At 41.1% G+C, this 13,096-nt stretch carries 9 protein-coding genes; 6 read left to right on the forward strand and 3 right to left on the reverse strand.

Features of this window, described 5'->3' with window-relative positions; translation table 11 throughout:
- Nucleotides 1-28: 28 nt before the first annotated feature.
- The 3 genes from FIV01_RS07060 to FIV01_RS07070 are packed head-to-tail and all read right to left on the reverse strand — an operon-like array spanning nt 29 to nt 5,759.
- A complete protein-coding gene (locus FIV01_RS07060) occupies nt 29-2,662 on the reverse strand; it encodes an MlaD family protein (RefSeq protein ID WP_152430372.1) in 2,634 nt (877 codons plus the stop codon).
- On the reverse strand, nt 2,655-3,914 hold the full coding sequence (locus tag FIV01_RS07065) for a paraquat-inducible protein A (RefSeq protein WP_152431679.1): 1,260 nt from the start codon (nt 3,912-3,914) through the stop codon (nt 2,655-2,657). The genes FIV01_RS07060 and FIV01_RS07065 overlap by 8 nt, the downstream gene beginning before the upstream one ends.
- 48 nt (nt 3,915-3,962) lie before the next feature.
- Complete coding sequence (locus FIV01_RS07070; RefSeq protein ID WP_152430373.1) at nt 3,963-5,759, reverse strand: ABC transporter ATP-binding protein; 1,797 nt, start codon at nt 5,757-5,759, stop codon at nt 3,963-3,965.
- An 85-nt stretch (nt 5,760-5,844) separates the two neighbouring features.
- Here FIV01_RS07070 and FIV01_RS07075 point away from each other — a divergent pair, with 85 nt between their 5' ends.
- The 6 genes from FIV01_RS07075 (at nt 5,845) to FIV01_RS07100 (ending at nt 13,074) form a co-directional block, all read left to right on the forward strand.
- A complete protein-coding gene (locus FIV01_RS07075) occupies nt 5,845-6,318 on the forward strand; it encodes a GAF domain-containing protein (protein ID WP_152430374.1) in 474 nt (157 codons plus the stop codon).
- Nucleotides 6,319-6,417: 99 nt separating this feature from the next.
- Nucleotides 6,418-7,047 carry an RNA chaperone ProQ gene (proQ, locus tag FIV01_RS07080; RefSeq protein WP_114785742.1) on the forward strand — a complete coding sequence of 210 codons (630 nt, stop codon included), beginning with the start codon at nt 6,418-6,420 and terminating at the stop codon, nt 7,045-7,047.
- A 17-nt stretch (nt 7,048-7,064) separates the two neighbouring features.
- On the forward strand, nt 7,065-9,080 hold the full coding sequence (prc, locus tag FIV01_RS07085; protein ID WP_152430375.1) for a carboxy terminal-processing peptidase: 2,016 nt from the start codon (nt 7,065-7,067) through the stop codon (nt 9,078-9,080).
- A gap of 129 nt (nt 9,081-9,209) precedes the next feature.
- Nucleotides 9,210-9,872, forward strand: coding sequence for a hypothetical protein (locus FIV01_RS07090; protein WP_152430376.1), 663 nt, complete (start codon nt 9,210-9,212; stop codon nt 9,870-9,872).
- A 286-nt stretch (nt 9,873-10,158) separates the two neighbouring features.
- Nucleotides 10,159-12,765 (forward strand): aminopeptidase N, encoded by a 2,607-nt coding sequence (gene pepN, locus FIV01_RS07095; protein WP_152430377.1) that lies wholly within the window; start codon nt 10,159-10,161, stop codon nt 12,763-12,765.
- 90 nt (nt 12,766-12,855) lie between these two features.
- A complete protein-coding gene (locus FIV01_RS07100) occupies nt 12,856-13,074 on the forward strand; it encodes a DUF2835 domain-containing protein (RefSeq protein ID WP_152430378.1) in 219 nt (72 codons plus the stop codon).
- Nucleotides 13,075-13,096 lie beyond the last annotated feature (22 nt).

The following is a 13,096-nucleotide window of genomic DNA, read 5'->3' on the forward strand; positions in this document are numbered from 1 at the left end:
CGCAGCTTTTAACACTGCGTTTTTGATTCTATGGCTTTGGTATGGGCATTCGCCACGTTTTCCATGACTCTTCGGGAGTTGAGTTTAAAAAGAAAGATTGGCCACTCTCTGCTACCGGCTGAAGAGGGATATTGTCCGGTGTAGAGAAGGTTATGCCACCTTTAATAATACTGTCGATTGTACCTGCTTTTATATTGGCTCCACCTAGGCCAATAGATACATCAACACCAGAAGTGTTCCAAAAAACACTATTTTTTCTGATCAGATAAGCATATTGAGGGGATATTGAAATAGTAGATACTACCCGATCAGCGAATTCACCGAGACCTACCTGAATCACCCTTCCCACTTCCATATCCCGAAAAAGAATAGGGGTACCAATAGTGATTGCGCCTAGTGTTTCACTCTGAAGCGTAAATGCTATTCCGTCACTATCTGAAGGTTGCTTATGTAGATTAAACTTGAATGTGGCTTTTCCGCTTCCTGGCTTCACATTGATTGCTGGTGCCCAGAAATTTTGTAAGTTCTTAACGCCGCTTAACCCTAAAGTCGGCTGTGCAATCCAAAAATAGCTGTCCTGTTTAGCGAGAATATCAGCGTATTCTGGCAGTAAACGGAGCTTAATTGTCATCGTTTCGTGCTTAAAATCTGGTGTGACAGATACGGCTTCACCCACTTTTATACCATTGTATTTAACACTGGTTCCCTTAGATATGTGATTTTCACCCTTAGCTACTAGGGTGATAGTTCGGCCATATGTTCTGGCAGTTTTAAAACTTTCGTAGAGTAACCATTTGTCCCCAGTTTTATTCTCTACCCCCGCAATGGAATCAAATGCGATGCTGCCCTGTATAAGCGATTTTAACGGAGCAGCCTTGACGTTGATACCATGGAGACCTGCATCGACTTCAACGCCAGAATAGTTCCAAAACACAGCATTTTCAGTTAATAAATGTTTGTATTGTTTTTCTATACTTACTTTTACTTCTACACCATTTTTCACAAGATTGAATTCAGAGATACGACCGACTTTGAGATTTTTATAGAGTAGGGGGCTTCCTTTGTTTACAGGCGGTAATTGCTCCGCAAATAATGTGATAGTCTCAGAGCCAGAAACATTATATTGAGCCAGCTCAGCAAGTGACTGGCTAGGGTAAAGCGTGTACTGTTTCTTCGAAGAGCGAGTGCCTTCACTTGTAAAACTGATCGAGCCAGTTAGCAGTTGTTTTGCGGGAGGGACTGAGACGTTCAGCCCGGACTCAGTAAGTTCCACAGTAGCACTACCAGTAACATAGAATCGATTCTCTGACTTTATAAGTGACGCATAGTCGCTGCCGATATGAAGAGCGATGTGGACTTTGTTTTTGACTAAAGAGACTTTCGTAACCTCACCGACCGATATACCTTTGAAAAGAACATTGTCCCCAACTTCCAGCCCAAAAGAATTTTCTGCTATCAGTGTAATAAAGGTTGAATTGGATTGTTTCTGATGAAATTCGTCTTTTTTTAGAGCGGTAAAGTAACGAGATTTATCGCCTTTTCCTGCAATTAATGTTAGATAGTTGCCCTTTAACAAGTTGGTCACATTCTCTATGCCAGAGAGCGACACTTTCGCTTCTTCCAAAATAAAGTGACTACCAGTAGTTAACATATCGGAAAACACAGGCTCAATGGCGGCAAGCGCAACAATATCCTTTCTTCCGTTACTGAATTGTAAGTCAGTGATTTGCCCGATGGCGATACCGCGATACATAATAGGTGCACCAGCAGGGTTTATCCTGTTATCATCTGGTAGTGTTATTTTTATTGGTATTCCTCGACCAGCAGTCTTCAGATCGGGATAAAGTCTAAATCGACTGTTGTCTGAAACGGGCTCTCCTCCATCAGGAGAGTCAACAGCTATCGAGCCTCCAATCAAGGAACTCAAGCTATCTAGTTTGAGGTCAACCCCATGAACACCGAGGGTTGCACCTAAACCACTGACATTCCAAAAGCGGCTTTCATCGGTAATAATACTTCTGTACTCATCTTGAATTGACGCATGGATAAGAACATTTTTTTCATTACCATCTAATTGATAGCTGTATACTTCGCCGATAGGGATCTTCCTGTAAACAATTTGCGATCCAATAGATATTCCCCCTAGGTCATCAGCCCGCAGGGTAATATTGAGGCCACTGGGTGCACGAATATCAGCAGGGGGACGTTCTAAAGCGTTGAACTTTGTTTCCGGCTCAGACGATTCATCGCCAGGTTGAATAGCAATATAATTACCAGAGACCAGCGCATCTAGGCCAGAGATACCAGATAAGCTTGCGGTTGGTTTGACCATCCAAAACAAGGTATCCCGAGAGAGAAGCTTCGTTGCCTCGGGATAGATATCAGCCTCCACGTAAATGTTGCTCAGGTCGTCTGATAGTTTGATGTCACGAACTATACCTACTTCGAGTCCGTGATAACGTATTGTAGTTCGACCTGCAATCAAGCCTTGTGCATCCGAGAAATGTATCTGGATACGTTCCCCTGCGTCATTTATCGCCTTTAATACTAACCAACCGGACAAGATCAACGCTAGGATTGGGAGTAACCACAAAGGTGACATACCTTTGTTGCGTTTGATATCAGGTGAGTACGAAGGCGAATTTTGAGTTGAATTAGCCATTTGATATTTCTTCTCTTCGGTCGGTTTCGGACTTCATCGAACCTTCATCCCAAATAAGTCGGGGATCGAGGCTTTCTGTGGCAAACATAGTTAGTAAAACGACGAAGCCAAATGCAACCGCGCCAAAGCCTGGGCTAAAATCGAGAATTTGGCCACGATCAATGACTGCCATCATAATGCAAATCACAAATAGATCCATCATTGACCACCTTCCTATCCATTTGATAATGAAATAAATAACCATTCTTTGGCGCCGGAGCAAATTTCGTTTGAGCTGAATTGAAATGAGTAGATAGCTGAGCCCCAAAATTTTTATTACTGGAACTGCTATGCTAGCAACGAAAATGATCAAAGCAATTCCCCACATACCACTTTTTACTAGTGATGCAACCCCTGAAAAGATAGTATCTTCGATACGTCGTCCATTGGTTATTAGAATGGATATAGGTATCAAATTTGCGGGGAAAATTGCAATACTTGCCGCAACTATGTATGCCCAAGTTGTTTTGATGGAATACGGTTTACGACGAAAAATAGGCTTTTTGCAGCGAGCGCAAACGTCGCTGTAAGGTTGTGAAAGGTGACAATGGAGACAGTGAAGTTCTCGCTTTTTAAAATGATAGTCTCGTTCCGGTTTATATTTCTCCCAGTAACTATGGATACCGACTCGTGTGACGAGTAACAGTGTCATACATTGTAACATGATAAAGCCATATAAACCGGTGCCAAGATAGATATCCGAATGGTCTTGGAGTTTAAAGCAAGAGATCGCGATACTTACAAGAAACACGTCGATCATCACCCAAGTCTTGAAATGCCTAATAGTGTATAAAGAGTATTTTAAAACCTTAAACTGTTTGCTTTTCAATCCTATATGAGCGGTAACAACAGAAACACATAGCAAAAATGGAGCAATAGAACTGCAGAAAAATATGAGTAAAGAAAGGAAAATAAACCCTTCATCAAACAACGTATAAATCCCTGATGGCAAGGTAGCTGGTATCATAACACCGAACAACCGGATGCTTATGAAAGGAAAAAAATGTGACGGAAAATAAAGCAAAAGGCACGCGATGGCCAACGCTAGATTACCGGAGAGAGAAGGGGAGCCTCCTCGATATAAATGTGTACCACATCGGGGGCAGTATGCACTTTTTCCTCTCTCCAAAAGGATAAGGTTGATAGGAAGCTCGCAACCATGGCACAAACGGATATGTGATGCACTCTCAGTCGGTTCATTGTTACCATCTATAAGTTGAGAGCACACTGTCTTATCCTTACATAAGTATAGAGGCTTGATTTAGGCGTGTGATTGAACATTTCCATATAAAGTTTGATATAGACCTTCTTGCGTAACCAACTCAACATGTGTTCCTGCTTGTGTAACTTGCCCATCTTCTAGAACATAGATCAAATCAGCTTGCTTCACCGCTGATAGGCGATGTGCAACAATTAAGGTTGTACGGCCATCCAAAAATGCAGTTAGCGCTTGATGAAGGGACGATTCTGTAGAAGTATCAAGTGCAGATGTTGCTTCATCCAAGATAACAAATTTCGGATTAGACAACAGCATACGTGCAATCGCTAATCTCTGTTTCTGGCCACCAGATAAACGAATACCATTGCGCCCAATTGGTGTATCCAACCCCTCTTTTAATTCACTCGTAACGTTATCGAGCTGCGCGATTTCTAATGCATTCCATAACGCCGCATCTTCAAAATCTGAGCCTAGGGTAAGATTATGCCTTAAAGTGTCATTAAACAATATAGGTTGTTGTAAGACAACGGCAATGTTTTTTCGAATGGTATCAAACCCTATCTCCTCAGTGGTTTTACCATTGTATTTGATGATGCCGGAATCTTGATGATAAACCCCAAGAAGTAGTTGAATTAGTGTTGACTTTCCACCTCCACTGGTCCCAACGAGCGCTACTTTCTTTCCTGCTGGAATATGAAGGTTAAGATGGTTTAGGACTCTAGACTCCTCATTATATGAGAAGTTAACATTTTCGATACTGACTTCTACTTGAGAGTTAGGTTTAAATGGATTGATTGTACTGGTCGGGCGTAGTTCTTCATCCAATGACAGTAGAGAGTTAATTCTTTGCATCGCTGCTTTTGCACTATACCATGAGAACTGAATACCAAGCAGCTCTTGAACAGGACCTAGCATAAACCAAAGATAGCCAAATACCGCAAAAATCTGGCCAATAGTTAAATCGCTAAACAAAACCATTAGCATGGCGATAGCGCGAAATAGCTCAAAACCAAGAAGGAATAGAAGAAAGGAGAGACGCCCGGCAGCCTCCGATTGCCATGTGTATTTATCCGCATCCAACCGAATCTGATTCGCATCTTTTTTTAGTTCGGTAAGAAAATCTTGTTCTTTATTGGCGGCACGTAACTGATAGATACCATCTAAAGTCTCCACCAATCTATTTTGAAAGTGCTCAAAGGATTGGTTTTCTTTTTTCTTCAGGTGCTTAACTTTGTTACCCAACTTGCGGGAGAAGTAGATAACAATAGGGTTAACCAAAAGAATGAAGAGCCCAAGACGCCACTCTAACCAAAGAAGCACCCCAGCAGTACCCATTACAGTGAGCACGCCTATTAGAAATTTACTTAGGGTCGCACCAATGAATTTATCAATGGTTTCTACATCGGTGACTAAATGAGCATTTATTCCTCCACTACCCCTTGTTTCGTATTGTTTCATACTTATACGACCAAGTTTGTCGAGCATTTTGCTGCGCATCTTGTATGTAATGCTCTTTGATACAAGCGTAAATTGTCGGCTTTGTAGAATATTTAGTGCTTGACTCATGGTCCGCATGATTATTACAAGTCCAAGAGTCAAAAATATGTATCCGGAAGGCGTCTGAAGTGAACTAGGCAATACAAGGTTCATTACCTCTATTCCCTTGGCTGGTTGATTTAACAACACCTCATCGACCATGAGCGGCATGAGTAGGGGAATTGGTACACTCAACAAAGTGGCACCTATCGCAATAAAATTTGCGACAACTAGCCGCGACTTGTGTTTTTTTACTTGAGTTATTAGCCAAGAGCGGCTAATTGTGTTTGCTCTTTCATCCATGATAGCGATGTTGCTTCTCGTTGATGATGTTAGATTAATTGTACTTTGGTTCTTAAGCCAAGTCTTTTTGAAATTGGAGACTACTATGAAAATAGAACAATATGAAAGGGTGACCAAGCAAGCTATTGCGCTTATTGAATCTGAAAAGGACTTGATTGCTAATCTATCAAACCTGAGCGCACTGTTAAACATGGAGCTAGAGGACATAAATTGGGTGGGATTTTATCTGGTAAGAAATGAAGACTTAGTGTTAGGCCCATTTCAAGGTAAACCTGCGTGTGTGAGAATTCCAATTGGAAAGGGGGTCTGTGGAGTGGCAGTAGAGCAGAATTCAATACAAAGGGTAAGTAATGTTCATCAGTTTGAGGGACATATAGCTTGTGATGCAGCGAGTAACTCAGAAATTGTTATACCGTTTTATATAGATGGAGGTATAGCGGGCGTCCTAGACATAGACAGTCCTGTGCTAAGCCGTTTTGGTGAAATTGATGAACAAGGCTTAACATTTTTGATGAGTGAAGTAGAAAAGCTGTTTAATTCACACGCTATCAGTGCATAAATTCATTATTGACGGTGGTTTTTCGTTTTTAGGTCACTATAATACCTGAAATATTTATCTGAATGCTCGCGGAAGACACCGCATTAACCAGGACCCCTCATGGAAAACACTGAAAAGTTAAAAAATAGCAAAGAAGTGATTGCGTATATTGCTGAATGTTTCCCTAAGTGCTTTACTTTAGAAGGTGAAGCAAAACCGCTCAAAATTGGTATTTTTCAAGATCTTGCGGAACGTCTTACCGACGATCCGAAAGTGAGTAAAACACAGATTCGTGCAGCATTGAGACAGTATACCTCTTCATGGCGTTATCTTCATGGTGTTAAGCCCGGTGCTGTTCGTGTTGATCTAGATGGGAATCCTGCTGGGGAGTTAGATGAAGAACATGTTGAACATGCCAAAACAGCGTTAGCTGAGAGCAAAGCCAAGGTTCAGGCTCGTCGTAAAGAGCAAGCTCAGAAAGCGAGAGAAGAAGGTAAAGCCAAAGCAAAACCAGCTAATAAGAAAACACAGAACCGTCGCGCACCAAAAAATAATGTAAATAAGGCCAGCAAACCCCAAGAAACAAGGGCTCTGACAGTAGAAGAGATTACTATAGGTAATCAAGTTAACGTCAATATGGGCAAAGGTAATATGGCTGCGACTATAGTTGAAATCAATAAGGAAGATGTGCGTGTTCAACTGCCTAACGGCCTGCAAATGGTTGTAAAAGCGGAGCACCTACGCGCATAAAGGAGATACTCCTACGCATGAAATGCCGTTCAAAATTGTCGCTGATTGCTGCTAGCCTATGGTTAGCAGCTTCCTCAGCATACGCTCTTAAAGCCAATATTGCTTTAGACGACCTTCCAGTGTTAGCTCCAGAAGCGCAGCACTCTACTGCAAGTAAACGTGTTACCTCTCGCTTTACTCGCTCCCATTACAAACATTTCGCTTTGAATGATGAATTTTCTGAAGCCATATTCCAGAGGTATTTAGAGTCCTTAGATTTCAATCGTAATATTTTCACTCAAGCCGATATTCAGTCGTTTACCAAGTTAGCTACTAACTTGGATGAGCAGCTCAAGTCTGGAGATAATCAGGTCGCGTTTGACGTATATAATATGTCTTTGAAACGTCGCTATGAGCGTTTTGCTTATGCGCTGTCTTTGCTTGACAAAGAGATGAAGTTCGATATTGATGAAAGTATTGAGCTTGATCGAAGCAAAGCGGCTTGGCCAAAAGACACCAAAGAGTTAGATGAACTTTGGAGAAAACGTGTTAAGTATGATGCTCTAAACCTAAAGCTTACTGGCAAAGATTGGGATGAAATAAAAGATGTTCTAGGCAAGCGTTATAACAATGCTTTAAAACGCCTCAGCCAGACCCACAATGAGGATGCATTTCAATTATATATGAATGCTTTTGCTAGAGAAGTCGATCCTCATACAAGTTATCTTTCTCCGAGAAACGCAGAACAGTTTCAGACTGAAATGAATTTATCTTTGGAAGGCATTGGTGCTGTGTTGCAAATGACGGATGATTATACGGTTATCCGTTCTTTAGTCGCAGGCGGACCCGCATCGAAAAGTAAGCAGCTTGATGAAGGTGATCGTATCATTGGCGTTGGGCAGGATGGTGAGGACATTGTTGATGTAATCGGCTGGCGTTTAGATGATGTGGTACAGCTTATCAAAGGACCAAAGGGTACTAAAGTTAATCTGCAAGTCTTGCCTGAAGGAAAAGATGCCAAAGCTCAAGTTGTAACCATAGTTCGCGATAAAATCAGGCTCGAAGATAGAGCAGTTAAGTCGGAAATTATCGAAAAAGATGGCAAAAAAATTGGTGTATTGGAAGTACCCAGCTTCTACGTTGGCCTAGCTAAAGATACTGATAAGCTGATTACTGAGATGAAAAGCAAAGGTATTGATGGTGTCATTGTAGATTTGCGTAACAATGGCGGTGGTGCGCTCACTGAAGCGACATCTTTATCAGGTCTGTTTATTACCAGTGGTCCTGTTGTTCAAGTTAGGGACAGTTATGGCAGAGTCAATGTCAATAGTGATACTGACGGAAAGATTAGCTACGATGGCCCAATGACAGTTCTCATTAATCGCTATAGTGCATCGGCCTCTGAAATTTTTGCTGCTGCAATGCAAGATTATGGAAGAGCGATCGTTCTTGGTGAGAACTCCTTCGGTAAGGGGACAGTGCAACAGCATCGCTCTCTCAATCATATTTATGATTTGTTTGATAAAGAGTTGGGTTACGTTCAATATACAATCCAGAAATTCTACCGCATTAATGGTGGGAGCACTCAGAATAAAGGCGTTGTTCCTGACATTGCTTATCCTACACCAATCGAGCATAGCGAAACTGGCGAGAGTGTTGAAGATAATGCATTGCCTTGGGACAGCATAGACAAAGCCAACTACAAAGAGATACAGCGCAACAAAAAACTCATCAAGAAGCTTAGTGCGCTGCATCAAACGCGCGTTGCCAATGAACCTGAGTTTAAATTTATAGCTGAAGATATCGCACGATATAAAGCTGAAAAGGATGATAATACATTGTCCCTAAGCGAAAAAGTGCGCAAGCAGGAAAGCGACAAGGCTGATGATGACCGTTTAGCACGAATTAATCAAAGACAAAAAACATTGGGAGAGAAGGCGTTTAAGTCTCTTGACGATGTTCCTAAAGATTATGAAGCTCCAGACGTTTATCTTGATGAGTCAGTCGCTATAATGGTCGATCTTCTCAGAGAGTCCTCTAAAAAATCGATTTAACCTTTTGGCTTTTCTCCTAAAACGAGCTTTTTATAAGCTCGTTTTTTTCATCGTTAGCGTGAGCTAGATCTTGATTTTCGCATATTTGTGCTTCTCAGCCTAAGCTTAAAGAAAAGAGCGAGGTGCACTATGAGATGGATTGGCGTTTTACTTACATGTATAAGTCTATCTTGTCTTGCTAATGAAGTACGCGATAACAGTGACTTAACACAGTTTGACCAACCTTTTTTACTTGGCGATTGGTATTTGGTTAACCCTAATCCTGAGCAGTCAGAAGAAAACTTTTTAGCCATTAAATTGAGTCTAGATTCTAACTACAGCTTTAAAATTGATATCCAAAAACGTGATTATTCAGTTGATCATTGGGAAGGCTTGTACACGGCGAATGAAGATACGCTTATTCTGGGGTTAAATACTTCAGAGCCCCAAACTTACAATTATTCCAGCAACCATAATATGCTCAACCTGAACGGAGTTGTATTTACAAAAGCACTATCCAATGCTTTGGCGGGCATGTGGTCCAGTGCAAAATTAGGTGGGCATGAGTTTGTCGCGAGTGAAGTCCAGCAAATGGACTTGATTTTGCAACCGGATTTTGTGTTTATGTTCAGAGTGAGTAATAGCGAAGGTGATGAAGCGATACACAAAGGTGTTTATTATACAGAAGGCGAGCACCTAGTTTTGCTTTATGAAAATGGTGAACATGAAACGCGGTATAGTTTAAATAGCGACATACTCACCTTGGAAATGGAGGAAGGTGCGCTTTACGCCGTGCTTAATCGGGTACGATGAGTCACTCTCACATTGTTTAAACGTGAACGAGGTATTAACACATAATACCTCGTTTTTTTATCGGTATAGGGTTAAGCTAACAGTCCATGAAAGAGTATAAATCTATAGTGCTCAACACAGATATACTTATATAGCCGATTTTAAGTTCACTTACGCTCTTTCGCTAACATAATTGGTCCAAGCGAAGACGTTCCGGAGTTTGATTTTCATTAAAGAGCACCAAACTTGCTTATCGCTTGCCGGCAGGCTATTCACATTATTGCTTTTTAGTTAGAAGGATTTCGACATGGCTCATACACCTCAAGCCAAATACCGTAAAGATTACACTTCGCCATCACACACAATCACTAGCATCGATTTAGTTTTTGACCTTTATGACCATAATACTGTAGTGACGGCAAGGTCTAAGGTAAAGCAATTAAAACAAGACAACGTTCTTTACCTCGATGGTGAACAACTCAAATTAGTCAGCCTTGATGTAAACAATGAGAAGTGGACCAGATTCGAACAACTAGAGGGTGGGATCGCTCTTTCAGGGCTTCCTGAAGAATTTGAGCTAGAGATAGTTACTGAAGTTAATCCTGAAAACAATTTAGCTTTAGAAGGTTTGTACAAGTCTGGCGGAGCTTTTTGTACCCAGTGTGAGGCAGAAGGCTTTCGGCGAATTACCTATTATTTGGACCGTCCTGATGTTCTTGCAACATACTCAACGAAAGTCATTGCTGACAAAGCAACTTATCCCTTTTTGCTTAGCAACGGTAATCGAATTGCCGAAGGTGAACTAGATAATGGGCGTCATTGGGTTCAGTGGCAAGACCCACATCCCAAACCCGCTTACTTGTTTGCACTAGTAGCAGGTGATTTTGATGTTCTTCGCGATACATTCATTACTAAATCAGGTCGTAAGGTTGATCTTGAAATCTTTGTAGATAAGGGAAATCTTGATAGAGCACCTCATGCAATGACATCCCTGATTAATTCGATGAAATGGGATGAGGAAAGGTTTGGCCTTGAATATGACCTCGATATTTATATGATTGTTGCTGTGGACTTTTTTAATATGGGGGCGATGGAAAACAAAGGATTGAATGTGTTTAATTCAAAGTTTGTTCTCGCAAATGAGCAAACAGCGACTGATACAGATTACCTTGGCATTGAGGCTGTTATTGGCCATGAATATTTTCATAACTGGACGGGAAATCGCGTTACATGTAGAGATTGGTTTCAGTTAAGTTTGAAGGAAGGACTTACCGTATTCAGAGACCAAGAGTTTTCATCAGACTTAGGCTCTCGGGCTGTTAATCGAATCAATAATGTTCGTATTATTCGAGGCCCTCAATTTGCAGAAGATGCAAGCCCAATGTCGCATCCCATTCGTCCAGAAAAAGTTATTGAAATGAATAACTTCTATACCCTTACCGTTTATGAAAAAGGCAGTGAGGTGATAAGAATGATGCATACTTTACTTGGTGAAAAGGCTTTCCAAAAAGGAATGAAACTGTATTTTGAACGTCATGATGGGACAGCCGCAACATGCGAAGATTTTGTAGCAGCTATGGAAGACGCATCAGGTGTAGATCTAGGGCAGTTTCGCTTATGGTATAGTCAATCCGGCACACCAATAGTATCAATTAAGAGTGACTATGACTCAACAGAGCAAACATACTCCTTAACAGTATCGCAGCATACTTCTGCCACCCATGATCAGCAAAATAAGCAACCTTTGCACATTCCATTGGATATAGAACTTTACGCTGCTAATGGTCAACCCATTGAGCTACGTAGTAACGGGAAGGGTATTGATAATATCCTTAATGTCACTAAAGACAAAGAGACTTTCGTTTTTGAGGATGTATCAGAGAAGCCTGTACCATCATTACTGCGCGAATTTTCAGCTCCTGTTATCTTGGAATATGACTACAGTGATGAAGAGCTGACTTTTTTAATGGTGCATGCCAGCAATGACTTTTCACGATGGGATGCGGGCCAAATGTTACTCGCGAAATATATTCGCAGTAATGTAAACGCTGTTCAAACAGGAACAGAGATTGAATTACCCATGTCTTTGATCGATGCTTTCCGAGGTGTGTTGCTTTCTGATACCTTGGAACCAGCCTTAATAGCCGAAATTATGGCGCTTCCAAGCCACAATGAAGTATCAGGTTGGTATAGCCAAATTGACGTAGACGCAATTGCTACAGTATTAAAAGCGACTAAGGTGAGGCTAGCTAATACGCTTGAAGATGAATTAAGTGCGATTTATCACAGCCTAAAAGATGTTGACTATACGATTTCACATGAGGCAATAGGCAAGCGATCGTTACGTAATATAGCACTTTCTTATCTGGCTCATACTGAGCTCGGGAACAGCCTAGTTGAGAAGCAATACTTTTCTGCGAATAACATGACAGATACCATTGCATCAATGAGCGCAGCGAATAATGCTCAATTAGATTGTCGTGAAAAGCTGATGACTGACTACAGTGAGAAGTGGCAGCATGATGGTTTGGTTATGGATAAATGGTTCGCTTTGCAAGGATCCAACCCTGCTGAGAATGCATTGGAAGTCATTAAATCGACGATGGACCACACCGCATTTAGTCTTAAAAACCCTAACCGTACGAGAAGTCTGATCGGTTCGTTTTTGAATATGAATCCTGTTAAGTTTCATTCAATAACTGGCGATGGGTACCAATTTGCTGGAGAGATAATTAAAGAGTTAAACACGAGTAACCCTCAAGTAGCATCTCGATTAATTGACCCTTTGCTTAAGTTCAGAAAATATGATGATACGAGACAAGCACTCATGAAACGGGAACTTGAACGACTAAAATCTCTTGATAATCTTGCCAAGGACTTGTTCGAGAAAGTCAATAAGGCACTGGACTCTTAGTCTGTATAATAAGGTGGTAGCAGTACTCCCGCTGCTACTACCAAAGCCCATTACCAAAAATCCTAATACTCACTAAATTTATAAAGAAGAATGAATCAGTACTATTTCTCGCTAAACATTTCGTATCAATCTTTCTTGGCACACTATAATGGGATCGCAAGCAATGTTCTTGTGACTACAGACAATGGGATACGATTGCAACTGCCCGCCACTAAATTTCGTCCATTTCTTAGTCAAATAGGTCTTAATGGGCGCTTTCGCCTGACAACTGACCAAAACAATAAGTTTATAAAGTTGGAAATGCTGTGAACAATTGATTCTATGAGACTTT

Origin of the sequence: Vibrio aquimaris (genome assembly GCF_009363415.1) — a bacterium.
In the GTDB taxonomy this organism is placed as follows: Bacteria; Pseudomonadota; Gammaproteobacteria; order Enterobacterales; family Vibrionaceae; genus Vibrio; species Vibrio aquimaris.

Coding starts and splice junctions, on each gene's coding strand:
- FIV01_RS07060 (WP_152430372.1), bottom strand. CDS start 2,662: ATGGCTAATTCAACTCAAAATTCGCCTTCGTACTCACCTGATATCAAA.
- FIV01_RS07070 (WP_152430373.1), bottom strand. CDS start 5,759: ATGGATGAAAGAGCAAACACAATTAGCCGCTCTTGGCTAATAACTCAA.
- FIV01_RS07075 (WP_152430374.1), top strand. CDS start 5,845: ATGAAAATAGAACAATATGAAAGGGTGACCAAGCAAGCTATTGCGCTT.
- proQ (WP_114785742.1), top strand. CDS start 6,418: ATGGAAAACACTGAAAAGTTAAAAAATAGCAAAGAAGTGATTGCGTAT.
- prc (WP_152430375.1), top strand. CDS start 7,065: ATGAAATGCCGTTCAAAATTGTCGCTGATTGCTGCTAGCCTATGGTTA.
- FIV01_RS07090 (WP_152430376.1), top strand. CDS start 9,210: ATGAGATGGATTGGCGTTTTACTTACATGTATAAGTCTATCTTGTCTT.
- pepN (WP_152430377.1), top strand. CDS start 10,159: ATGGCTCATACACCTCAAGCCAAATACCGTAAAGATTACACTTCGCCA.
- FIV01_RS07100 (WP_152430378.1), top strand. CDS start 12,856: ATGAATCAGTACTATTTCTCGCTAAACATTTCGTATCAATCTTTCTTG.